Origin of the sequence: Nocardia sp. NPDC019219 (genome assembly GCF_040632645.1) — a bacterium.
GTDB lineage: Bacteria > Actinomycetota > Actinomycetes > Mycobacteriales > Mycobacteriaceae > Nocardia > Nocardia sputorum.
In genome coordinates this window covers 63,038-86,194 of sequence record NZ_JBEYCG010000005.1, presented here as the reverse complement: position 1 = coordinate 86,194, position 23,157 = coordinate 63,038, and the positions used below count along the sequence as shown (strand labels likewise).

The window sequence follows — 23,157 nt, the reverse complement described above, 5'->3', positions numbered from 1 at the left end:
CGAGTGGCATGCGCAATAACATGACCATTCGAGCGAAGAAGCTCGTCAGATATTTTTGCTGCTGCGGTCGGGGGGCTCAGCAAGGTCCCGCATTTCAGGCCAGGAGAAACAATGGTCGACATTGCAATAGTGGGTATCGGCTGCCGTTTTCCAGGCGGCGTATTCGACCCGCATAGTTACTGGAATTTCCTGCTCGGCAAAGGCGACGGTATCGTCGATATACCGCCGGACCGATGGAGCGTCGAAAAGTACTACGACCCGGATCCGGATGCGCCGGGGCGTATGTACACCCGGCGCGGCGGATTTCTCACCCAGCCGCTGTGGGATTTCGACGCCGATTTCTTCGGCATCGCCCAGAAGGAGGCCGCCATCCTCGACCCGCAGCAGCGGCTGCTGCTGGAGGTGACCTGGGAGGCGCTCGACGACGCAGGCATGGCGGGCCGGGTCTCCGGTCACCGCGTCGGCGTCTACGTCGGCGGCTTCATCCTCGACAACGTGCTCGGGCGCAGCGGGCCGCTGGTCCGCTCGGCGATCACCAGCCACACCGCGATGAGCGCCTCGCACACCTTGCTGTCCAACCGGATCTCCTATCTGCTCGACCTGCACGGCCCCAGCCTGACCGTCGACACCGCGTGCTCGTCGTCGCTGGTGGCCACGCATCTCGCGGTGCAGGCGATCGCCAACGGCGAATGCGAGATCGCGCTGGCCGGCGGGGCGAACGCGATGCTGCAGCCGGAGACGTTCATCTCGATGTGCAAGGGCCGGTTCCTGTCGGCCGACGGCCGCTGCAAGACCTTCGACGCCGCCGCCGACGGGTACGGCCGCGCCGAGGGCGCGGGCGCGGTGCTGCTCAAGCCGCTGGATCTGGCGCAGCGCGACAACGACCGCGTCTACGCCGTCATCCGCGCGACGGGCGTCAACCAGGACGGCCGCACCATGGCCATCCCGGTGCCGAATCCCGTCGCGCAGGAACAGCTGGCCCGCCAGGTGCGCGACGACGCGGGCGTGGCGGCGCACGAGGTGAGCTATCTCGAGGCGCACGGCACCGGCACCGCGGTCGGCGACCCGATCGAACTGTCCGCGCTGGGCGCGGTGTACGGCGCGGTGGACGGCCGCGGCGAACCGGTGCCGGTCGGCTCGGTCAAGAACAACTTCGGGCACACCGAGGCCGCGGCCGGAGTCGCGAGCCTGATCAAAGCGGCGCTCACACTGCACCACCGCACGGTCGCGCCCCAATTCGAGCTCCGCACACCGAATCCCGAGATCAAGTTCGACGAGCTTCGACTACGGGTTCCGCTCCAGCCCGAACCGCTACCGGCGGCGCCGGGCAAAGGCGTGGTCGCGGTCAACGGCTTCGGGTACGGCGGCACCAACGCCCACGTCATCCTGGTCGAAGCACCACCGAGGGCCGCGCGGGCCGAGGACGAGCGCCCGGTGCCGAAGGTGCTGCCGATCTCCGGCCGCCACGAGACCGCGGTCCGGGCGCTCGCCGACGAACTCGCGCACGCGCTCGACCGTCATCCCGCCGACGCGGTCACCGCGGCCGCGTGGACCCGGCGCGCCCATCACCCCCTGCGGGTCGGCTTCGCCTACGACGACGCCGACGATCTGCGCACACAGTTGCGCGCCTTCGCCGCGGGCGAGGGCCGGGTTCCGTCCCGGGTGATCGGCGACGGTGAGGTCGAGCCGGTCTTCGTCTTCAGCGGTATGGGCCCGCAGTGGTGGGGCATGGGCCGCGAACTGCTCACCACCGACAGCACGTTCGCGAAGGTCGCCAGAGAGATCGACCGCGAGTTCGTCTCCATCGCGGGCTGGTCGATCCTGGACGAGATGCTCGCCGACGAGGCCGGCTCGCGGATCATGCGCACCGCCTACGCCCAGCCGGCCAACTTCGTGCTGCAGGCCGCGCTGACCGCCGAATTGGCCGAGTACGGCGTGTATCCGGCGGTGGTGCTCGGGCACAGTGTCGGCGAAGTCACCGCCGCGTACGTGTCCGGCGCGCTGTCGCTGCGGGACGCGCTCACCGTCAGCTACCACCGCGCCCGGCTGCAGGCGACCACCGCGGGCACCGGCGGGATGCTGGCCCTCGGCATGTCCGAGAACGAAGCGCGGGAGCTGCTCGCCCGCACCGACAGCATCTCGATCGCCGCGGTCAACAGCCCCGGCGCGGTCACCCTCGCCGGCGACAGCGGGGACCTCGAGTTGCTGCGCGACACCTTGTCGGCCACCGGCACATTCGCGCGCAGCCTCCGGGTCGAGGTGCCCTACCACAGCCATTTGATGGACCCGATCCTCGACGATCTGCGCGCGGCGCTGAGCCAGCTCGCGCCGCGGGACGCGAAACTCACCACGTACTCCACGGTGACCGCCGCCGAGATCGCGGGCGCGGAATGGGACGCGGACTACTGGTGCCGCAACGTCCGGGAACCGGTCCGGTTCGCCGACGCCATCGGCGCGCTGGTCGACGCGGGCCACCGGGTCTTCCTCGAGGTGGGCCCGCACCCGGTGCTCAGCGGCAACATCCGCGAGATGCTGATCCATCGCGGCGTGATCGGCGCCGCGGTCACCACGCTCTCGCGCGATCTGCGCGACCGCAACAACGTGCTGCGCGCCGTCGCGGATCTGTATGTCGCCGGCTCGCTGGACGGTTCGACCGTGCCGGGCCGGCCGGACTCGGTCGTCGAGCACCTGGACCTGCCCGCGTACCCGTGGCAGCGCAAACGGGTCTGGCACGACGAACCGGTCACTTTGCTCGATCGCCTCGGCACGCCGGACGGCTACGCGCTGCTGGGCGACCGCACCGCCGCGGCGAACCCGGAATGGGAGGTGCAGCTGTCGGTCTCGCGGTTGCCGTGGCTGCGCGACCACGTCGTGGACGGGCATGTGGTGCTGCCCGGGGCGGCCTATCTCGACGCCGCGCTCAGCGCCGCCGTCGAGCGCACCGGGCGCACGAGCGTCGGCCTGGAGTCGGTGGAGTTCGTCGCGCCCCTGGTGATCGACGAGCACGACGTCCCGGTGCTGCGGGTGAGCGTCGAGGAGTCGACCAAGCGCTTCCAGATCCGCTCGCGCTCGGCCACCGCCGCCACCTGGACGCTCAACGCCCACGGCAGGCTCATCGAAGCCGACTTCGCCGCCGCCGTCGTGGAGGTCGAGGCCCCGGAGCACGCCGCCACCGTCGCGGGACCGGATCTCTATCGCGGCTTGGCGGCTCGCGGCCTGGACTACGGGCCTGCCTTCCAGCGCATCGTGTCGGCCGTCGTCGGCGCGGACGCGGTGGTCGCCTCGCTCGCACCGGTCGAGGAAGCCTCGCCGGTCCGGCACCTGGCCCATCCGGCCCTGGTCGACGCCGCGCTGCAATGCGTCGCCGCGCTGGCCGCGGATACCGACACCGGCGTGGCGATCGTGCCCGCCGCCATCGCCCGGGTGCGGCGGCTGGGCCCGCTGCCCGAACGCCCGCGGGTCGTGGTGACCCGGCGCGGGATGGACCCGCTGCGCGCCGACATCGCCGTCGTCGGGGAGGACGGCGAGGTGGCCATGCGACTGCTGGGCGTCGAATTCCGCCCGGTCAGCGCGACTGTCGATGCCATCCATCAGCTGGAACGCGTGTTCTACCAGCCCATCTGGGAGCTCGTCGAGGCGCCGTCCGGCGCGCGTCCGGCCGAGGCGGAGATCGTGGTCGCCGTGTGCGTCGGCGCCGACGCGGCCGACCGGGCGACCGCGCTGCTGGGCGACCGCGCCGACCGCACCGTCGTGCTCGGCGACCCCGACGCCGACGACAACGACGAGCGCCTGCGGCTGGCGTTGCGCTCCCCCGACGGCGAGCCGATCGCCGAACGCATCCGCGTGGTCAGCGTGTTCGGCGCGGCGTTCGACGCCGCGCGCAACGTCTACTGGCTCGCGCGCGTGGCGAACGCGATCGAGCATCTGCTCGCCGACGCGCCGCACGTCCACGTGCACGGCGTCGTGGTCACCGAGAACGCGCTGTGCACGCCCGCCGACAGCACCGCCCAGGTGTCACACGGCGCACTGGTGGGTGCGCGGCGCGCCCTGCTGAACGAGCAGCCCGCCGCGGGCTGGCGGCTGGTCGACGCGGACCCGCGGGCCACGACGCTCGCCGACCTCGTTCTCGCCGACGACGTGCTCGACGAGATCGGCGTGCGCGGAGCCGACCATTGGGCGGTGCGGCTGGACCGCAATTTCGGCACGCACCTCGAGCAGCGCAACCGGGCCACCCCGCTGCCGGACCCGGAAGCCTCGTTCACGGTGGAGATCCCCAAGTCGCGGCTGATGTCCGACCTGGCCTTGCGCGAAACCGAGCGCATCGCACCCGGTCCCGGCGAGATCGAGGTCCGGATGGAGACGGCCGGGCTCAACTACAAGGACGCGATGAAGGTCATCGGCGTGCTCACCGAAAAGGAGCTCGCGGGCACCTATTTCGGCACGACGGTCGGCATGGAGGGCTCCGGTGTGGTGGAGCGCGTCGGGCCCGGCGTCACCGGCGTCGCGGTCGGCGACCGGATGATGGTGTGCGCTCGCGACATCCTCCGCAAGTACGTGACGATGCCCGTTGACGCGGGGGCCACCATGCCGCACGACCTGCTGCCCGGAGCGGACTACGATCCGCTGACCTGCGGGTCCGGCTTGCCGTTCCTCACCGCCGAATTCGGCCTGCGCACGCTGGCTCGCCTGCGGCCCGGCGAGACCGTGCTCGTGCACGGCGCGGCGGGCGGCATGGGCATGGCCGCGGTGCAGGTCGCGCTGGACATCGGCGCCACGGTGATCGCGACCGCGGGCACGCCCGAGCGGCGGGCGCAGGTGCGCGGGCTCGGCGCGCAGCACGTGCTGAACTCGCGCTCGGCCGACTTCGTCGACGAGATCGCCGAGCTGACCGGCGGACGCGGCGTCGACGTCGTCTACAGTTCGGCGCCCGGCGAGATCCTGCGCCAGAACTTCCGGGTGGCCGCGGAATTCGGCCGCGTGGTCGACATCGGCAAGGCCGACATCTACACCGGCGGGGTCATCGATCTGGAGCCCTTCGACCGCAACCTGACGTTCTTCTCCGTCGACATGGACCGTGCGCTGGCCCACGACCCGGAACTGCTCCGCGCGCCGATGCGGGCCAGCCACGCGGCACTGCGCGCGGGACGGTACCAGTACCTGCCGTACACGGCCTATCCGGTGTCGGAGCTGGCCGCGGCATTCGAGTCGGTCGCCCGATCCGACCAGATCGGCCGAGTGGTGCTCGACCTGCGCGAGGAACGCCCGATGGTGCGCCCCGCGATCGCCCATCCGCGCATCGACCCGGACGGCTGCTACCTGGTGACCGGCGGTTTCGGCGGGTTCGGCTCGGCCACCGCCCGCTGGCTGGTCGCCGAGGGCGCCCGGAAACTGGTGCTCGTCGGCCGCAGCGGAGCCGCCACACCGCAGGCCCGCGAGCAGGTCGCGGCGTTCACCGCGGCGGGGGTGACGGTGATCGAGGAGCGGGTGGACGTCGCCGACTACGCCGCGACCGTCGCGCTGGTGGACCGCATCCGGTCCGTGGGGCCGCTGCGGGGCATCTTCCACGCCGCAGGGGTGGTGAACAACCTGCCCGTCCCGCAGATCACCCGGGAGTCGCTCGACGAGTTGTTCGCGAAAGTCCGCGGAGCGCAGCATCTGGACCGGGCGGTCGAGGCCGCGGGCATCGAGCTGGACATGTTCGTGCTGTACTCCTCGATCAGCGCGCTGGGCTGCATCACCCCGCAGGTCGGCTATGCCGCCGCCAACGCCGCGCTGGACGCGCTCGCGGCCCAGCGGCGGGCACGCGGCGCCGCGGCACTGGCGGTGAACTGGGGCTTCATGAGCGGCGGCGGCATGGCCGACAAGACCGAGGCGCTGGTGGACTACGTCAAGTCGATCGGGTTCCTGCCCATCGACATGGACCGCGCCACCGCCCTGCTGCGCGAATGCCTGACCCTCGACAGCGCCCAGGTCGCGGTGGCCGACATCGACTGGACGGTGTGGTCGCGGGTGGCACGGCCGTCCACCGACACCCGGCGCTTCCGCCAGTTGCTCGCCGATATCGGGGTGACCGGTGAGGCCGGCGGCACGCTGCGCGCGGAGATCCTCGCACTGCCCACCGAACAGCGCGCCGACTTCGTCGCCCAGCGCCTCGCCGACCAGCTCGCGGTGGTGCTCGGCGTGGACACCGACGCCATCAACATCGACGAGCCGGTCACCGACCTCGGCATGGACTCGCTCATGGCGATGGAATTCGGGGCCCGCACCGAGAAGGAGCTCGACGTCAAGATCTCCGCGCTCGAACTCAGCAGGGGCCTGTCGCTGCGCGGCATCGGCGCCAAGGTGGTCACCCAGTTCGCCGAGCCCGCCGACGCGCAGGCCGCGGCATGAAAGGAAGCGACATGTCCACCGAGTTGATCGCCTACGCCGACATCGACACCGTGCTGGGCCACCGGGACGGGCGGTTCTTCGGCGAGGGGTACAAGCGGATCACCCACCGCATCTTCGACATCACCGTCGACCGCGACGCGGAGGACCGTCCGCGGCTGACCGCGACGGCGGGGGTGCACTATCCGCTCGACTGGTCGCGCAAGAGCACCCGGGTGCTGGTCCCCCATGTCAGCAGCATCGACTGCTCGATCTTCGGCTACCGGCTGCTCGAGGTGATCCTGCGCGAGTGCTTCGGGCTCACCGACAGCGAGATCCGGTCGTGCTGGGTGCCTTTCGTCCAGTTCAGCAGCGGAACCATCGCGACGGAGTCGCTGGCGGAATTCGCGATCAGCGCGACGGTCGTCGCGGTGGAGGGCAACACGATCAGCATCACCGGCGCGCTGGGCGGCGGCATGAGCCTGGAAGCCACCGTGGCGCTCCCGGCGCCACCGCGCCCGCCGCAGACGGCGAGCCGCACGGTGCACGAGACCGGGCGGGGATATTTCCACGGCGGGGTGTACGCCCGCGGGCAGTATCTGCGCAACGTCGTCGTCTCCGACGGCGGCAGCCGCGCACAAGCCGATTTCGCTCTCGTGGAGGCGGATCCGGCGGGCCCCTGGCATGGTGTCGCCGACGCCTACCAGCCTTCCGTCACGCTGGTCGACGCGACGGTGATCCTGGCGCAGCTGTCCCAGGTCGTGCTGTACGAGCTGGACAACATCGCCCGCAAGGACAGCGAGACCTTGTGGATGCGCCGGATGACCGCGCGCGCGTCCGCTCCCCCGCCGCCGTCCACCTCCGGCACCGCGACCACGCGCATGGCCCGCTCGATGGTCCTCGCCTTCGGCGGCGGCGACTGGCGCATCTCCAGCTGGGCCTCGGACTTCGCGGGTTGCGAGATCCGCTACGACCTCGCGCACCGTCTGCCGGCCTGACCCGCGCATCCCCGAACACCGAGAAAGGCACTTCCATGTCGGGAAACAACTATCGACGCATCGTCATCTCCGGCACCTATTCGACCGGGAAGACAACGACCTCCACGGCGCTGTCCCTGCTCACCGGCATTCCCCGGGTGGACGCCTCGTCCGCTCGCGAGGTGGTCACCGAGCTCTATCCGGGCATGCGGTTCCAGGATCTGAGCACCACCGAACTGATGGCGCTCGGCTTCCGCAGGCTGGAGTTGCGCATCCAGGCCGAGGCGATCCTCGATGCCCAAGGCGGATTCATCGCCGACGGCTCGGTGCTCAACGAGTGGGTCTACGGCACCACGCGGCTCATCACCGGCCCCAACCCCGGCTCCGCCCGCTGGCACAAAGCCGTCAAGAACACCCTCACGCTGCCCGGCCGGCCGTTCTACCGCCGCTATCTCAACGCCTACGGCGACATGGCCCGGCAGCGGGCCCGGCAGAACTACGACATCTTCTTCCATCTTCCGGTGGAGGTGCCGATGGACCCCGACGGCCACCGGCCGGTCGACGAGCGCTATCGCGCCATCTCCGATCGGCAGCTGCTGCACGCGATCAGCGAACTCGGGCAGCCCGTGGTGACGGTGCGCGGCACCCCGGAACAGCGCCTGGAATCCATCGTCTCGATGCTCGACATCCCCACCGTCATGGACATCGATGTCGCGGTGAAGGAGGCGATGGAGATCGTGCGCAGCAGCCGTGAGCGCGTCCAGGAAACGATCGTCGCCCAGCAACAACCGCCCACTCTCGGCCGCAAGATCAAATTCGCCACTCGCGTTTAGGAGCACGCCATGACCGTCCTGCTGGACAAGACCAAGCGCTACAACCCGATCGACTCGTGGTTCTACGACAACTTCATCTCCGAGGCGGTGCGGGAGATGACCCCGACCCTGTTCGACGACATCGTCGCCCAGCTCGACGACGGTGCGCAGGTGCTCGACGTCGGTTGCGGCGGCGGGCAACTCGCGGTCGGCCTGGCCACCACGGGGACCGCGCTTCGGCTGACCGGTATCGACCTCTCCCCGCAACAGGTGCGCAGGGCGCGCAAGCGCGGCGCGGCGCTGGGCAGCCGCATCCAGTTCCGGGAAGGATCCGCGATGGACCTGCCGTTCCCGGACGGCGCCTACGACGCGGTGATCAGCTCAGGTTCGATCAAGCACTGGCCGAACCAGCGCAAGGGGCTCGCGGAGATGCTCCGCGTCTTGCGGCCCGGCGGCCTGTTGCTGGTGATCGAAGCCGATCGCGGCTGCACCTTCGAGGACGCGCGCGCCTTCGTCGACCGCTGGAAGCTGCCGCAGCCGATGGCGCGGGCCTGCCTGCCGTTCTTCCGCACCTACATCGCCGGCTACGGCCTCGATCTGGAGGACGGCCGCGACCTGGTGGCCGATCTCCCGGTCACCGACGCGACGGTGCGCCGCATCCCCGGCGAGCCGGGGATTCAGATCACCGCGCGCAAACGAGACGAGTGAGCACCGGCCGCCTCGGCGAATCCGGCCGGTAGCCGGCCGGGCGGTGGCACGGCCGAGACGCCGCCCGGCCCGGCTCGGCAGCCAGGACGAACGGATGAGCACCGGCGGGGTGGGCGCTCACGAGCGCCGCGGGCGCAGCGGTTTGCGCGCGGCCTCCTCGAGCACCTGGTCCTGCCGGTCGGCGGGCACGAGGGCGCGGATGTCCTCGCGCGAGCCGATCATCAGTTTCTGCAGGATCGAGGCCATCTGGGCGTCGACGGTCTTGTAGGAGCTGCCCCGCCGGGCGGCGATGGCGGTGTTGGTCCAGCCCGCCGCCGCCAGCACAGCCACGTCCTGTTCGGCCGCCGACAAGTCCTCCCAGTGCGAGGGCCGGTGGCGCCGGACCGGATGCTCGACGGGCAGCCGGTCCAGCGACAGGTTGCCCAGCGCCAGCTGCGCCACCTCGCCGAGTTCGGGACGCAGCAGCGCGCCCTCCCGCTCCGCCTCCGCGAAGACGGTTTCGCCCAGGACCGCGCGGGCGGTGGCGGCGGCGATGTCGGTCTCGACGGCGAACGGGCCGAGATTGGCGATGTCGACACCGATGCGCTCCCGCAGCGTCGCGCCGCCACCGAGCAGGCGCGCGACTTCGCGCGCCTGCTCCGTCACCCCGCCGGAACGTTCGCCGTCGGTGTCGCGGATCATGCGCGCTACCGCCCACGCGCGAACATGAACGGCCCAGACCACGCCCCATTGATCGCGGATCTCCAGCTGGGTGGTCAGCGCCGCCTGCGCCACGGCGAGCGCTTGCCGCGGGTCGCCGTGTTTGGTCAGCGCCATCGCCCGAGCCAGTCCGACCCAGGATGCCGCCCATCGCGCGCCGGAGCGCTCGGCGTGCTCCAGATGCCGCCGGGAGATCTCCAAGGCCTGCGCGGATTCGCCGAGCAACGCGGCGGTCAGCGCTTCGAAGAGTTCGCTCATCGCGGCCCCGCCACGATCCCCTGCGGCGGAGAACTTCTCGCGTGCGCGGGCCAGCACCGCCAGCGCGCGCACATCGCGGCGCACCAGCATCAGCTCGGCGCCTCTGGCGAATTCGACCGGGGCGGGCAGATCGAGATCGCGGTCGTGCTCCCGCCAGCCCGTCCGGGCGGCGGGGTCGGGCACGCACAGCGCGACGCACTCGTCGAGCATGCGATCCGCGTCGTGGTGCAGGCCCTGGCACAGGCTGATCCATGCGATCAGCGACATCGCCGTGACCTGCAGCGACACCGGCTGCGGATCGAGGGCGCGGCTGACGGCCAGCGTGCGCTCGGCCCAACGGCGCGGTTCGCGCAGCGAGCCGGTGAGAAACGGGCTGCGCAACGCGATCAGCCCGGCGGCGATCTCCAGCCCGACGGCGGCCTCCTCCGGCGTGGCGAGGCTGCCCGCCATGGCGCACAGCAGGTTGTCCCAGGCCGCGCGCGCCCAATCCAGCAGATCCTGTTCGCCGGGGCCGAACCATTCGGCTCGGGCCGCGACGACCTTGTCGCGGTAGTAGCGGCGGTGCCTGCGCACCAACCGGTCCCATTCGCCGTCGTGTTCGGCCAGCCGCTGCTGGGCGAACAGGCGGACGCTCTCCAGCAGCGAATACCGCACCGTGGTCGCGGTCAGGTGCACCGAGACCAGCGATTGATCCGCCAGGCGCTCGAGCAGGCCCTCGATCTCGGCGCGGGCCACACCGCCCGGCTCGTCGTCGGCGCAGACCGCTTCGATCGCCTCCAGCTCCGCGCCGACGTCCGCCGCCGCCGGGTCCGCGTTCTCGTGATCGACGTCGTAGCCTGCCGCGAACACCGACAGCCGGTCGAACAGCAGCCGCTCCTTGTCCCGGCACAGGTCATAGGACCAGGCGATGACGTCGCGGATGCCCTGGTGCCGCGCGTCCGCGCCGACCCGGGGACCGTGCGACCAGCGCAACCGCCGGTCGCTCGCCTCACCGCTGAGATCCCGCAGGATCATCGGCAGCGGCTGACGCAGCAGCCGCGCGGCGGCCAGCCGGATGTAGAGCGGATGGTTGTGCACGTGGCGGCAGACCGCCACCGCCAGCTCGGCCTCGTCGTCGGCGACGGTGTGCCCGGTCAGATCGGCGCGGGCGCGAAACAGGGCCAGCGCCTGGTCCCGCGACAGCGCGGGCACCGGCACCAATTGCTCGTCGACCCAGCCGATCGCCTCCCGGCTGGTGGCCAGCACGGTCAGACCCGGCGCCGCTTCCAGCAGATCGGCGATCACCCGCCCCGCGCCGTCCAGGACGTGTTCGCAGTTGTCCATCACCAGGATCGTCTGCAGCGTGCGCCCGACGGCGTCGCGGCGGCGCAGCGTGTCCAGCACCGCCTCCCACGCCGAGCGTCCGGAGAAATCGACGTCGATCAGCGACCGCGCCACCTGCTCCTCGACCGCCGCCGCGTCGGCGCCGCGCGACAGCACTGCCAGGCGCACCCAGTGCACCGGAACGCGCCGGGCCTTGTGGAACCGGTGCACGGCTTCGGTCGCCAGCCGGGTCTTGCCGATGCCGCCCGCGCCGATCAGGGTGACCAGGCGGGTTCCGCCCAGCAGCGCCATCCCGATCTTCTCCAGCTCACGCTCGCGCCCCACGAAATCATTGGCGGTCGCGGGTGGGAATCCCGGACTCGACGCACGTCCTACCGACACAACAGGGCAGCGTAGTCGGGTCGCCCGCGAAGATTCGCAAGTCTCTACCGATGTGCGGCACCCACCTATACGCGGAGCATTGCGCTGGCGCGGTAGTCGATGGCACGGCCGGAAGGACACGACGGTGGGACAGATACTCGTACTCGGGGCGGGCGAATGCGGATTACCCCTCGCCCATCGACTGCTGCGCGGCGGGCGGTCGGTCACCCTGGTGACCGACCGGGACGCCGAGGCGGTCCTCGCCGGCACCGTGACCAGCACTCAGGTCAAATTCTCGCCGACGCAGGACCTCGAAGCGGATCTGGGCCTGGGTTACTGGCGCTCGATCGCGCCGAATATCGAAGGCATCCGGTTCACCATGGCCGTCGACCGCACGACCGTGGTCACCTGGGCCGGACGGCTCAGCCGCCCCGCGCAGAGCGTGGATCAGCGGACGGTGTTCGCGCGCTGGCTCGGCGAGTACCTGGCCGAAGGCGGCGACCTGCGCATCGCCGAGCCCTCCGTCGCGGATATCGAGCACAGCGCCGCCGACTACGACCTCACCGTCGTGACCCGCGCCGGTCGTGACCTCGCCGGCTGCTTCGAGGCCGACCCGGCGTGGCCGACGCCCGCCGTGCCGCTGCGCCGGCTTGCCGTGCTGTACCTGGACGGTGTCGAGCCGGACCCGGAGGGCCTCGGCTCCTACACCACGCTGCCCGGGCATGGTGAAGTGATCTCCTACCCGGGCCTGACCGGGCGGCCCGGGCAAGAACGTCGCTGCGAGATGCTGCTTTTCGAGGCGCGGCCCGGCGGCGCACTGGACGTGTTCGACCAGCACAGCACGCCCGCGCAGCGCTGGGCACAGGCCGAGCGGCTGCTGGAGGCGCACCTGCCCGCCGAACTCGCCGAGCGCTACCGGCGCGCCCAGCCGACGGATGCCGGGGCGACGCTGGTGGGCGCGGTGACGCCGGTCATGCGCCGTCCGGTCGGCGCGCTGCCGTCGGGCAGGCCGGTGCTGGGCGGAGGCGACGTCGTCTGCCGGATGGACCCGGGCGGCGCACAGGGCGCCAACAACGCCGTGCACTGCGCGATCCGCTACGGCGAGGCGATCCTGCACGACCCGGACGGCACCTATGACCGCGCGTGGATGGAGTGGGCGGCCGCGCCGTGGCTGACGGCCGTCGCCCACCCGGCCGCGCGGTGGACGGCGACGGTGCTCGATCCGCCGCCCGCCATGCAGGAGATGATGCTGGCGGCCCAGCACGACCCGGCGCTGGCCGACGCTTTCGCCGATACCTTCGCGCGACCGGCGAACCTGGCCCGGCTCACGGCGAAAGCGGCGTCCTGACCGGTTCCCGGCTCAGGGCTACCAGGGCGCAGTCGCGGGGAATACGACCGGCAGCGCGGCCAGGGCGCGGTGGAAAGGCCCTGGCCGCCATGTCAACTCGTGCACCGGCGCGGCGGGCCGCAGTTCCGGCAGCGCGTCCAGCAACTGGTCGACCGCGTCCTGCGCGATGAGGTAGGCCGGGTCGCGGGCAGGGCAGGCGTGCGGTCCGGCGCCCCAGGCCAGATGCGACCGATTGCCGCTGTGGTTGTCGCCGCTGATCGCCGGATCGTTGTTACAGGCGGCGAAACTGATGACCACCGGTTGGTGAGCGGGCAGCCACACGTCGCCGATCAGAATCGGCTGGCGCGGATAGGTGACCGAGAAATTGGCCATCGGCGGGTCGGTGAACAACACTTCGTCCAGCGCGTCGCGGGTGGACAGGCTTCCGCCGAGGACGTCGCCGCCGAACCGGTCGTCGGTGAGGATCAGCAGCAGGGTGTTGACGATCAGGTTCTGCAGCGGTTCGATGCCCGCGCCGTAGAGCACGACGAGCTGGTGAATCACCTCGGCGTCGTCCAGGCCCGCCGGATGCCGCAGCAGTCGTGTGGTGATGTCCCGGCCGGGCTCGGCGCGCTTCAGTTCGATCAGACGCAGCAGCGCGGCGCCGAGCATGCGGTTGCCCTCCTCGGCGTTCACCCCGTCGAACACGGCGGCGGTCGCGGCGGCGACCTCCCGGCCGATCTCCGGCGGGCAGCCCAGCAGGGCGTTGACCACCTCGAACGCCAGTGGAAGGGCGTACTGCGACACCAGATCCGCGCTGCCTGCCGCACAGAAGGTGTTGATCAGCTCCGCCGCGGTCCGCTCCACCGTCTCGTGCAGGGCGTGCAGGTCGACGGCATTGATGCTCGCGGTGTTGGCCTGGCGGTAGCGGGCATGCGCCTCGCCCGTGGCGCGCATGGCGTTGGGACGCCACTCCAGCACCGGCAGCACGGGGCAGTCGGCGGGGACGTTCGCCTGCCAGGTGCGCGGGTCTGCGGGAAAGTGCTCCGGGTCGTGCATGATGCGCACGGCGGTGTGATAGTCCAGCACCAACGTCGCGGACACGCCCGGGGCCAGTTCGACCGGCGCCATCGAGCCGTAGCGCGCGCGCATGTCCCGGTAGGCGCGATGCGGATCGGCGGCGAATTGCGGGGAGTACAGCGATACGCGCTCGCCCCGGTGTTCGATGGGCGAACCATGGTGAGCGCCGGGCTGGTTCGTGGTCTGGTCGAGGTTTCGGGGCGTGGTCAACGCGTGACTCCCACAGTAGAAGCGTATTCAGCGAGCGCTGCGCCGCGTCGGCTCGACCGCGCACCGGATCGACACACAGGATGGTCGTGTAGGTAGAGTGCGGACATCGGTAGTAGCGACCCGCCTGCGGTGATGCGGCGACGTGCGCGCTCCCGAACCCCGCTGTGATGCTGGGCATTCGCTATCGGCATCAGGCCGGGCGGGCAGGTCCGATGCACGACGACGGAGCCGACGGCGCGCTCGCATCCCTGGAGGCACAAGCACTTCCAGGTGCAGACGCCTGGTGTATAACTTCCATCGGCCCGGTCGACCTCCACCGACAAGCGATAGCGAGACACGATGCACGGTTACCTGAATCAGGTGTCCCAAGGCACGACCCCCTCCGGCTATCCCACGCGCGAGCCCGAAACCCGCGCGGTCGAGCCGCCCCGCACCGCGGATCTCCTCGTCAGCGCGCTGTTGTGGTTCCTGCCCGCGACGCTGGCCGCGATGTCGACCGTTCTCGCGCCGTGGTTCCTGATGGCGGGCGGCATCTGCGCGTCCAAGCCGGAGTGCCGGGTGGACACCAGCGCGGGCGTCTGGATCATGGTCGGTGGCGGGATCGCCGGATTCGCTGTGGGCGTGCTGCTTTCGGGTATGGCGGCCCGGCAGGGGCGCGCGTTGTTCCCGGGAGCGCTCGTCGGTGCGGTGCTGGTTCTGCTGGCCTGGTTCACCGCCTCGTTCCTCATGGGTTGAGCCGGGCAGTGCCGGAACGACTGTGGTCGAACAGGTTCCGGAACCGCGCTCGGCGAGGTCGGTGCGCGTCGTAGATGCCCTGATAGTGGGCCAGGGCGGTGGCGCGCATCCGTTCATCGGTCCAGTCCTCGAAGCGTCCGGGGGCGGCGCGCCGGATCGACCGCGAGATCTCCGGTGCCGAGCAACAGATCGGTCCCTGTCACGGGAAACTGGCGCGGGTGTACTGTTCGCCGGGATCACACCACCGCGGGAGCTCGGGCACGGCCGGGCTGAGAGGGCGAAACCATACGCGTCGCCGACCGCATGAACCTGTCCGGGTAATGCCGGCGTAGGGAGCGTTTCCGTCATGTCGTCGACCCGCGCGAGCGCGCCGCAGGAAGCGCCGCTGACCCTCGACCAGCCGGCGCCGAAGGTGCTCTCGTTCTGGGACCAGAGCGCGTTCTGGGCCAATCTCGGCGTCAGCCTCATCGCGTTCTCCGGCGCGTACACGGTGCTCGCGCCGAACGCCCAGGGCGCCGCGCAGATCTCGATCGCGGCCGGAATCCTAGCGACCGTCCTCGGCACGCTGGTGGGCGGACTGATGCTGGGCGCCGCCGCGCTGACCGGCGCGCGCACCGGACAACCCGCGATGGTCCTGCTGCGCGGGTTGTTCGGCGCGAAGCTCAGTTACCTGCCCACCGTGCTGAACATCGCCCAGTTGATCGGTTGGGGAACGTTCGAGCTGATCGTCATCGGCGACGCGGCCGAGGAACTGTTCGGCGGCGGCCCGCAGTGGCTCTACGTGGTGGTGGCGGGCGCGCTCACGACGGTGCTCACGATCTGGCCGCTCGGTTCGGTCCGGTTGCTGCGCAGGTTCGTGACCGCCGGCGTAGTGCTCGCGCTGGTCTGGTTCTATGCGCAGTTCTTCCGCGCCGGTCTGCCCGATCTGCGAACGAACCCGGGACCTGAGGGAAACGGGCCTTTCGGCGTCGACTGGAACCTCTTCTGGATCGCCACCGATGCCGCCTTGGCGGTCTCCATCTCATGGGTGCCGGTCGCCGCAGACTACACCCGGCATGCCCGCACCGGCCGCTCGGCGTTCGGCGCGGCGGCGGGCGCCTACGCGCTCACCCAGATCGTCGCCTACGTCCTCGGTCTGTTCGCGCTGGCGCTCGCGGCAGGCGACGGCGGACCGTACGCACCGTTTTTGCAGGTGAGCCTCGGGGCGTTGTTCTTCTTCGTCTTCGTGCTGCGGGAGGCGGACCAATCGTTCGCGAATGTGTACTCCACCGCCGTGTCGATCCAGAATCTCGCGCCGCGCGTCGACCGCCGGGTGCTCTCGATCGGCCTCGGCGCCCTGATCACGATTCTGGCGCTGCGGTTGGACATGGCGAACTACTTCGGCTTCCTCGGGCTGATCGGTTCGGTGTTCGTCCCCTTGCTCGGCGTGCTGGTCGCCGATTTCTTTCTGCGTGCCCACCGGGAGTGGAACACCGCACCCGACGCACCCGCGCGATGGGGAATGGTGGTTGCGTGGCTGACCGGATTCGCTGTGTATCAACTGATCAACCCGGGCGACGCCGGGGTGTGGACGGAGTTCTGGGAGCACGCGCGGCGGGCTCTGCGCTTCACCCCGCAGGCGTGGATGAGCGCGTCGCTGCTGTCGTTCTCGGCGGCGCTGGCGGTGGCGTGGCTGATCGGGAAGGTGGCGGCGAAGCCCCCCTCCGCGTAGCGGGTTTGCCACCATGGAGGGATGGGCCGGATAAGGATCGGGACATCGGGTTGGGTATACCCGCCCTGGCGCGGGACGTTCTACCCGCAGGGCTTGGCGCACAAGCGCGAGCTGGCCTATCTGTCGGAGCGACTCGACAGCGTCGAGATCAACGGCTCCTTCTATTCGTTGCAGCGCCCGTCCAGCTACCAGCGGTGGGCGGAGCAGACGCCGGACGATTTCCTGTTCGCGGTGAAAGGCAGCCGCTTCATCACCCACATGAAGCGGCTGCGTGACGGTGACGACCTGCTGGCCAACTTCTTGGCGTCCGGCCCGCTGGCGCTCGGGCCCAAGCTCGGGCCGATTCTCTGGCAGCTGCCGCCGACCTTCCGCTTCGACGCCGACGTCCTGGACGCCTTCTTGTCCCGGCTGCCCCGCAGCACCGAGCAGGCCGCCGAGATCGCGCGGCGGCACGATCACCGCGTCGACCCCGCGCACACGAGCACCGACGCCGACCGGCCGATGCGGCATGCGCTGGAGATCCGGCACGACAGCTTCGTGACCCCGGCGTTCACCGACCTGCTCGCCCGCCACGGCGTGGCACTCGTCGTCGCCGACGCCGCGGGCAAGTATCCCCTGCTGGAAGAGGTCACCGCGGATTTCGTCTATATCCGTTTGCACGGCCACGACGAGCTCTACGTCAGCGGATACACCGACGAGGGCCTGGACATGTGGGCGGAGAAGATCCGCTCGTGGGCCGGGTCCTGCGACGTCTACACCTATTTCGACAACGACGCGAAGGTGCGGGCGCCGCGCGATGCGATGGCGTTGCGGGAACGCCTGGCGCCGGTCGTGACACCGCGGCCCGCGAAATGAGGACAGAAAGGTGGCGACAGTGCGGCAGGTCGCGGTCTGCGGGCCGAGGGAGTGCACGCGGCAGGAAGCGGAATGGGCGCGCGCGATCGGCGGACTCTTGGCGCGAGCTGGAGTGACCGTGCTCTGCGGCGGCGGTTCCGGGGTGATGGCCGCGGTCGCCGCCGGGACCGCCGAGGCCGGTGGGCTCGTGATCGGCGTGCGTCCGGACACCGACCGCGGCGCGGTGTGTCCCGGGTTGTCGGCGGTGCTGTTCACGAATATGGGTGAGGCGCGCAACGCGATCCTCGTCGAGTCGGCGGACGCGGTGATCGTCGTCGGCGGCTCGTGGGGCACGCTGTCGGAGGTCGCGCTCGCGCGGCGGCGCGGCGGGATCCCGGTGATCTCCTTGGGCGGCTGGGAAGTTCGCGACGTGAACGGTCGATCGGTGACCGCGACGGACGTCGCGGCCGACCCGGCCGACGCGGTGCGGCGGGCGCTGGACGGGGTCGCTGAGGCGGAGCCGATCTGACGTCGCCGGTCGGCTCTGGTCGCCGAGCGCACCGGCCACGACCTCGACACGGACATGTTCCCCCGGATCATGGCGGGGGCCGTCGCAGCGGCACTGTCCGTGGCCATCGACGGATGGGTCGACGCCGATCCCCCCGTTCCCGCGCTACCGGTCATCCGCGAGGCGCTGCGGCAATTGTCCCTTCTCCCAGGAGCATTCCCGATGGACGTACCCACTCAGCAGACCCTCGCCGTCCCCGGCGCCACCCTCTACTACGAGTTGCGCGGTGCCGGTCCACTGCTGTTGCTGATTCCCGGCGGCAACGGCGACGCCGGAACCTTCGACGCCATCGCCGAACGTCTCGCCGACCGTTACACCGTGGTCTCCTACGACCGGCGCGGCTTCTCCCGCAGCCCCCTCGACGAGCCACCGCACGATCGCGTGGTCACCGACGGACTGGACGCCGCGGCGCTGCTCACGCACCTCACCGATCAGCCCGCCCACGTGCTGGGCAGCAGTTCGGGCGCGATCGTCGCCCTGGAACTGCTTCGCACCCGGCCCGAACTGGTGCGCACGCTCGTCGCGCACGAACCGCCGCTGGCCACCCTGTTGCCCGAGGGTGAGAAGTGGCTTGCCTTCCTGGACGGCGTCCACGAACGGAGCAAGACCGAAGGCACGTCCGCGGCCATGGGGGAATTCGCCGCGGGCATCGGCCTGCGGGTCGCGGCGCCGCCGGCCGAGCAGCTGCCGCCGGAAGCCGTCGCCATGGTGGGCAGGATCCAGCAGAACCTGGTCTTCTGGATGGAGCACGAGTTGCGTCAGTATCCGCGATACGCGCCGGACCTCGCCGCATTGCGTGCGTCGTCGGACCGGCTCGTGCTCGGCATCGGTCGCGAATCGCGTGACACCTTCCCCGCCCTCCCGAACACCGTGCTCGCGAAGGAACTCGGCCTCGACCTCGTCGAGTTCCCGGGTGACCACGTCGGCTACCTCAGCGCACCCGACGAGTTCGTCGCCCGGCTCGACGACATACTCACCCGCGACGACAGCTGACGGCAGGCTAAGCCGACTGCCGCAAAGGATGCAGGGCGGCCAGCGCCCGCAGGGCGTCGGCGCGCGAAATGGGCTGGTCGTTCTCCAAGGCGGCCAGCTCCAGTTCGATCCAGTCGCGAATGAGCGCCGACATGGTGACGCCCCGCTGCTCGGCGGCCTTCTTGACCCGCTGGTGCAACTCCAGCGGGATGCGCAGCGACGTGGTGACGGTGACCGTGTCCTCGGCCCGCAGCGGCGGGGGCAGCTCGGCCGGGGCGACGGGTGCGTCGGTGTACTCCAAACCGGACAGGAAGTCCCGGACGGCCTCCGGGTTCGTCGGATAGTCAGTCATCGGCGTGCTCCCAACGCTCGAGTTCGGCCACCTGGGCCTCGGTCATCTCGACCGCGCCCAGAATGTCCCACTGCCAGCCTTCGGCGCGGCGGACAGCGACGATGAGCGGCCGGCCCGCCTCGGTCCGGCCCCACACCGTCAGGACCGCGAGCTCGTTCCGGCCGCGCGCCTGCCGAGGCCATCGGCGGGCGCCCATGAGCACCTGCAGCACTTCCCGCGGGTCGATCCCCGCCAGCGACAACAGTGCCCACTCAGGCCAGTTATAACCCACGATCAGCGATAATACAAGTGTATTGCGTGGACGCTCACCGTGCTGCGGCGCGGGACAGATTCCAGCTCTGCCAGGTGTCCTCGTCGAGGTCGGCGCGCAGCCGGCTCCGCAGGTCCGACCGCAGCGGCTCGGGAAGCCGATCGGTCGCGGGCAGAACATCCGGCGAGAGGGTGCCCAGGTAGTCGATGTCCAGCGCCTTACCGCGCTGCCAGCGATCGATGTTCTGCTGCGCGATCAGCCGCTCCGGATCGAGAACGGCCAGCGCCAGCAGCGTCACCATGGCGGTGCCCAGCACGGCGCGGGGCAGCCACGCCCGGCGCAGCCGCAGGACGGCCACCAAGACCAGCAGGTAGACCGAGCCGAGCCACAGCTCGCAGGCTTCCACGAGCAGGCGCAGCACCGTGAAGCCGTAGGCCTGCTGGTAGGTCCACATCCGGCCGAGCGCGGAGGCGACGATGACCAGCGCCAGCCCGCTCACCGCCGTGAGCAGACCGCGCAACCACCACCGGTCGGCGACGGTGTCCTGAGCCGCCCAGCGCAGCACCACCATCAGCACCGCGAGGGTCAGCACGGTGACGGCCGACAGCTGCCAGAACCCGCTGCGCGCGTACTCGGCGTAGGTCAGGCCCGATGTCTCCTGGACGTAGTCGTCACCGCCGAAGAGCACCACGAACTGGGTCGCGACGAACGCCGCGAACAGGATCGCGAGCGCACCGACCGGCAGCGCCCATTCCGTCCGGCGCAACGTCCGTCCGCCCGCCGCCGCGGTGGCGGGCGGCGGCGGGCCCGCGAGCACGAACAGCGCGCCGAGCGCGCCGAGACAGCCCACCGCGAACAGTGCGGCCCAGCGCAGCACCGTCGGCACGTCCACAGCCGGGGTCACGGTCTCGAGCAACGCGGCGAACATCGCGTCGGCACTGCCGAGCAGCGGCACGAACACCGCGAGCAGCGCGACGGTCACCGCCACCGACAATCCGAGCCGCCACGCCTGTGTCGCGTTCCCGCCGCGCGGCCGGGCGATGCCCGCGTACGCCCACGGCACGGCCGCGGCCGTCTCCAGCCAGACCGCGAGGGTGTCGTAGAGGATGCCGTTGACCGTGCGGCGTCCGACGACCGCCAGCGAAGCGGCTACGCAGGCCGCGACCACGCACAGGGCGAACAGCCACCCCGCCGCGCGAACGGCCCCTACCGCGAGCAAAGCCAGTGTCAGCGCTGCCCACCACGGCCGTCCCCCGTATCGCTTCCAGCGCGGGGAATTGGTGTCCGCCTGCTGCTCTGGCATCGATTTCTTCTGGCCCCCAACATCTTTCGTCGTGGCCGCCACACGCTTGCGGGCATTGCGGTCGACGAGGAAGACCGACGTCGCCGCGACGCAGGCCGCCAGGAGCCAGCCGATGCCCGGCCGGTCCCAGTGGATCAGGACGGCGGCGGCCAGGCCGGAGACGAGCGCGGCGAGCGCCACGCCCGGCGGGCGGGCCACCCGGCGCCATTTCGGCGGACGGGGCACGAACACCGGCCCGGCCACCGGCGCAACGGCGGTCTGCGCGTCGGCCACCGCCGTCCCGAACTGTCCGAGTAGCGCGCGTACCGATGCCCGAGCTGCCGCCTCGCTGGAATCGGTGGCGGATTCACCCCGCGGGGGACGGCCCCTTCCCTCGGCCGCCCGGGTTGACACCGGGTCGGCCGTCGAGGCGGATTCGGGTTCTGGAGACATGGTTCACTCCTTCGATAGGCGTGCGGAATCACCCGGCTCCGCTCTGACGGTCCGGTGGGTTGTGTGACAGGTCAGCGGCCGGGCAGAACCACCCGGATGCGGGAGCCCGGATCGGCGACGGCGATGGTGCCGCCGTGCAGGTCGACCACCCAGCGGGAGATGGCGAGGCCGAGCCCGGTGCCACCGCCCGCCGTGCGACCGCCTCTGGTGAACCGGTCGAATACCCGGGCGCGTTCGGCGAGGGGAATGCCGGGGCCGTCGTCCTCGACGTCGATCACGACTTCGCCCTGCGACGCCCGCACCGCCAGGCGGACTTCTCCGCCGGCGGGCCCGTGGCGAGCGGCGTTGTCGAGCAGATTGAGCAGCACTTGGTGCAGGCGCGCGCGGTCGGCGAACACGCGGGCGGTGCCGGGCAGCACGTCGGTGCGGAAGCGCACACCACGTCCGAGCGCGGCGGTCATCACTTCCGCTTCGGCGACGACGTCGACCAGCAACGGCGCGATCGGCAACTCCTCGCGATCGAGCCGCAAGGCGCCCGCTTCGATGCTGGACAGGTCGAGCAGTTCGGAGACCAGCAGGGCGAGCCGCTCGGTCTGGGCCAGCGCGGTGCGCAGGGTGGCCGGGTCCGGTTCGGAGACGCCGTCGACCAGGTTCTCCAGCACCGCGTTCAAAGCGGTGATGGGCGTGCGCAATTCGTGCGAGACGTTGGCGATGAGGTCACGGCGTTGCTGATCGGCCGCCGCCAGGTCGGCGGCCATCTGGTTGAACGCCTCGGCCAGTTGCCCGACTTCGTCGCGCGAGCTCGCGCGCACCCGCAGGGTGTAGTCGCCGTGGGCCATCCGCTTCGCCGCCGCGGTCATCTCACGCAGCGGCCTGGTGATGCCGTGGGCGAGGAACTGCGAGGTGACCAACGCGATCACCACCGCGGTGATCGTGGTGCGCGGCGGCAGCCAGCCGATCTTGAATCGGAAGAATCCGAACGCGACACCGCCGGAACACAACATGAGGACGGCGAGCTTCAGCTTGATCGACTTCACCGGGTCCAGTGGCCGCGGCAACAGCTCGGCGACCCGGTCGCTCACCCGCCGCAACCGAGGCCACCCGGCGGGGTCGGGACCGGCGCTCATCGCGCCTCCAGGGCGTATCCGACGCCGCGAACGGTGCGGATCAGGTCGGCGCCGAGTTTGCGGCGCAGCGCCTTGATGTGACTGTCCACCGCGCGGGTGCCCGCCGCGTCGGACCAGTCCCAGACGTCTTCGAGCAACCGCTCGCGGGCCAGTACCGTGCGCGGGCGACGGGCCAGCCGGGCCAGCAGATCGAATTCCAGTGGTGTGAGCAGCGCCTCGACGTCCGCACGCCAGACCCGGCGCTGGTCGACGTCGATGCGCAGGTCGCCGACCAGGATCGTCGCGCCGTCGCGGTCGGCCGCCCGCTCCATCCGGCGCAGCAGCGCGTGCACCCGGGCGGTGAGCACGCGCAGCGAAAACGGTTTGGTGAGATAGTCGTCCGCGCCGACGCCCAAGCCGACGAGCTGGTCGGTTTCGTCGGCGCGCGCGGTGAGCATGAGCACGGGCACCGGCCTGCGGGCCTGAATCCGGCGGCACACCTCCAACCCGTCGAACCCGGGCAGCATGACGTCGAGCACCACCAAGTCGGGGTCGACGGCCTCGGCGGCGATGACGGCCGACGGGCCGTCGTGCGCCAGGTCGACGGTGAATCCCTCCGCCCGCAGGCGCGCCGCGACTGACTCGGCGATGGTCATCTCGTCGTCCACCACCAGGATCCGCCGTGCCGCCTGCGGTGCGCTGTGTTCCATGCACCGAACCCTAGCCACCGGTTGTGGAGGAATCCGGCGTCGATTGTGGAGATTCCGTGTGCAT

Annotated in this window: 17 protein-coding genes, 1 pseudogene and 1 riboswitch; of the genes and pseudogenes, 11 read left to right on the top strand and 7 right to left on the bottom strand. The window is 70.8% G+C overall.

The features are described from left to right. The first annotated feature begins 111 nt into the window (after positions 1–111). Genes ABZ552_RS11955 through ABZ552_RS11940 form a run of 4 tightly spaced genes read left to right on the top strand, consistent with a single transcriptional unit; the run spans position 112 to position 8,863 of the window. Positions 112–6,390, top strand: coding sequence for an SDR family NAD(P)-dependent oxidoreductase (locus ABZ552_RS11955; RefSeq protein ID WP_357436910.1), 6,279 nt, complete (start codon positions 112–114; stop codon positions 6,388–6,390). An 11-nt stretch (positions 6,391–6,401) separates the two neighbouring features. Then, positions 6,402–7,364: an AvrD family protein gene (locus ABZ552_RS11950; RefSeq protein WP_281880661.1), complete on the top strand. Its 963-nt coding sequence runs from the start codon at positions 6,402–6,404 to the stop codon at positions 7,362–7,364. A gap of 35 nt (positions 7,365–7,399) precedes the next feature. Beyond that, a complete protein-coding gene (locus tag ABZ552_RS11945) occupies positions 7,400–8,176 on the top strand; it encodes an ATP-binding protein (RefSeq protein WP_281880662.1) in 777 nt (258 codons plus the stop codon). Between the two features lie 9 nt (positions 8,177–8,185). Then, a complete protein-coding gene (locus ABZ552_RS11940) occupies positions 8,186–8,863 on the top strand; it encodes a class I SAM-dependent methyltransferase (RefSeq protein ID WP_281880663.1) in 678 nt (225 codons plus the stop codon). Positions 8,864–8,980: 117 nt separating this feature from the next. Here ABZ552_RS11940 and ABZ552_RS11935 read toward each other — a convergent pair whose 3' ends face one another. Continuing rightward, complete coding sequence (locus ABZ552_RS11935) at positions 8,981–11,524, bottom strand: AAA family ATPase (RefSeq protein ID WP_281880664.1); 2,544 nt, start codon at positions 11,522–11,524, stop codon at positions 8,981–8,983. Positions 11,525–11,648: 124 nt separating this feature from the next. On the opposite strand from ABZ552_RS11935, the gene ABZ552_RS11930 reads away from it, so the two are divergent. Beyond that, positions 11,649–12,851, top strand: coding sequence for a styrene monooxygenase/indole monooxygenase family protein (locus ABZ552_RS11930; protein WP_357436904.1), 1,203 nt, complete (start codon positions 11,649–11,651; stop codon positions 12,849–12,851). 18 nt (positions 12,852–12,869) lie between these two features. Here ABZ552_RS11930 and ABZ552_RS11925 read toward each other — a convergent pair whose 3' ends face one another. After that, a complete protein-coding gene (locus ABZ552_RS11925; RefSeq protein WP_281918657.1) occupies positions 12,870–14,120 on the bottom strand; it encodes a cytochrome P450 in 1,251 nt (416 codons plus the stop codon). A 339-nt stretch (positions 14,121–14,459) separates the two neighbouring features. Between ABZ552_RS11925 and ABZ552_RS11920 the strand changes: the two genes are divergently transcribed. From ABZ552_RS11920 to ABZ552_RS11895, 6 genes and pseudogenes are all read left to right on the top strand, one after another. Continuing rightward, a complete protein-coding gene (locus ABZ552_RS11920; protein ID WP_357436901.1) occupies positions 14,460–14,855 on the top strand; it encodes a hypothetical protein in 396 nt (131 codons plus the stop codon). Positions 14,856–15,091: 236 nt separating this feature from the next. Beyond that, positions 15,092–15,208, top strand: a riboswitch (TPP riboswitch). Then, on the top strand, positions 15,202–16,566 hold the full coding sequence (locus ABZ552_RS11915) for a cytosine permease (RefSeq protein WP_357436899.1): 1,365 nt from the start codon (positions 15,202–15,204) through the stop codon (positions 16,564–16,566). It overlaps the preceding riboswitch by 7 nt. A 21-nt stretch (positions 16,567–16,587) precedes the next feature. Then, the gene (locus ABZ552_RS11910; protein ID WP_281880669.1) at positions 16,588–17,421 is read left to right on the top strand and encodes a DUF72 domain-containing protein; all 834 of its coding nucleotides are present in this window, start codon (positions 16,588–16,590) and stop codon (positions 17,419–17,421) included. Positions 17,422–17,431: 10 nt separating this feature from the next. Then, positions 17,432–17,929: an LOG family protein gene (locus ABZ552_RS11905; protein ID WP_281880671.1), complete on the top strand. Its 498-nt coding sequence runs from the start codon at positions 17,432–17,434 to the stop codon at positions 17,927–17,929. Between the two features lie 15 nt (positions 17,930–17,944). Beyond that, a pseudogene (locus ABZ552_RS11900) lies at positions 17,945–18,094 on the top strand (TetR family transcriptional regulator); the annotation flags it as partial. 36 nt (positions 18,095–18,130) lie between these two features. Further along, positions 18,131–18,961 (top strand): alpha/beta hydrolase, encoded by an 831-nt coding sequence (locus ABZ552_RS11895; RefSeq protein ID WP_357436894.1) that lies wholly within the window; start codon positions 18,131–18,133, stop codon positions 18,959–18,961. A gap of 7 nt (positions 18,962–18,968) precedes the next feature. On the opposite strand, the gene ABZ552_RS11890 is transcribed toward ABZ552_RS11895, so the two are convergent. The 5 genes from ABZ552_RS11890 to ABZ552_RS11870 all read right to left on the bottom strand — a co-directional run bounded on the left by ABZ552_RS11890 (position 18,969) and on the right by ABZ552_RS11870 (position 23,093). After that, complete coding sequence (locus ABZ552_RS11890; RefSeq protein WP_063022683.1) at positions 18,969–19,292, bottom strand: CopG family transcriptional regulator; 324 nt, start codon at positions 19,290–19,292, stop codon at positions 18,969–18,971. Next, the gene (locus tag ABZ552_RS11885; protein ID WP_159846910.1) at positions 19,285–19,563 is read right to left on the bottom strand and encodes a hypothetical protein; all 279 of its coding nucleotides are present in this window, start codon (positions 19,561–19,563) and stop codon (positions 19,285–19,287) included. The genes ABZ552_RS11890 and ABZ552_RS11885 overlap by 8 nt, the downstream gene beginning before the upstream one ends. Before the next feature lie 34 nt (positions 19,564–19,597). Then, on the bottom strand, positions 19,598–21,277 hold the full coding sequence (locus tag ABZ552_RS11880) for a DUF4153 domain-containing protein (RefSeq protein ID WP_357436890.1): 1,680 nt from the start codon (positions 21,275–21,277) through the stop codon (positions 19,598–19,600). Between the two features lie 71 nt (positions 21,278–21,348). Beyond that, on the bottom strand, positions 21,349–22,404 hold the full coding sequence (locus ABZ552_RS11875) for an ATP-binding protein (RefSeq protein ID WP_357436887.1): 1,056 nt from the start codon (positions 22,402–22,404) through the stop codon (positions 21,349–21,351). Continuing rightward, on the bottom strand, positions 22,401–23,093 hold the full coding sequence (locus tag ABZ552_RS11870; protein ID WP_281880676.1) for a response regulator transcription factor: 693 nt from the start codon (positions 23,091–23,093) through the stop codon (positions 22,401–22,403). Before ABZ552_RS11870 ends, ABZ552_RS11875 begins: the two co-directional genes overlap by 4 nt. Between the last annotated feature and the right edge of the window lie 64 nt (positions 23,094–23,157).

Excerpts from the sequence above, each read along its gene's own strand:
- ABZ552_RS11940 (WP_281880663.1), top strand. The coding sequence starts at position 8,186 with ATGACCGTCCTGCTGGACAAGACCAAGCGCTACAACCCGATCGACTCG.
- ABZ552_RS11910 (WP_281880669.1), top strand. The coding sequence starts at position 16,588 with ATGGGCCGGATAAGGATCGGGACATCGGGTTGGGTATACCCGCCCTGG.
- ABZ552_RS11895 (WP_357436894.1), top strand. The coding sequence starts at position 18,131 with ATGGACGTACCCACTCAGCAGACCCTCGCCGTCCCCGGCGCCACCCTC.
- ABZ552_RS11870 (WP_281880676.1), bottom strand. The coding sequence starts at position 23,093 with ATGGAACACAGCGCACCGCAGGCGGCACGGCGGATCCTGGTGGTGGAC.
- ABZ552_RS11920 (WP_357436901.1), top strand. The coding sequence starts at position 14,460 with ATGCACGGTTACCTGAATCAGGTGTCCCAAGGCACGACCCCCTCCGGC.
- ABZ552_RS11950 (WP_281880661.1), top strand. The coding sequence starts at position 6,402 with ATGTCCACCGAGTTGATCGCCTACGCCGACATCGACACCGTGCTGGGC.
- ABZ552_RS11880 (WP_357436890.1), bottom strand. The coding sequence starts at position 21,277 with ATGTCTCCAGAACCCGAATCCGCCTCGACGGCCGACCCGGTGTCAACC.
- ABZ552_RS11890 (WP_063022683.1), bottom strand. The coding sequence starts at position 19,292 with ATGACTGACTATCCGACGAACCCGGAGGCCGTCCGGGACTTCCTGTCC.
- ABZ552_RS11915 (WP_357436899.1), top strand. The coding sequence starts at position 15,202 with ATGTCGTCGACCCGCGCGAGCGCGCCGCAGGAAGCGCCGCTGACCCTC.
- ABZ552_RS11955 (WP_357436910.1), top strand. The coding sequence starts at position 112 with ATGGTCGACATTGCAATAGTGGGTATCGGCTGCCGTTTTCCAGGCGGC.
- ABZ552_RS11945 (WP_281880662.1), top strand. The coding sequence starts at position 7,400 with ATGTCGGGAAACAACTATCGACGCATCGTCATCTCCGGCACCTATTCG.
- ABZ552_RS11875 (WP_357436887.1), bottom strand. The coding sequence starts at position 22,404 with ATGAGCGCCGGTCCCGACCCCGCCGGGTGGCCTCGGTTGCGGCGGGTG.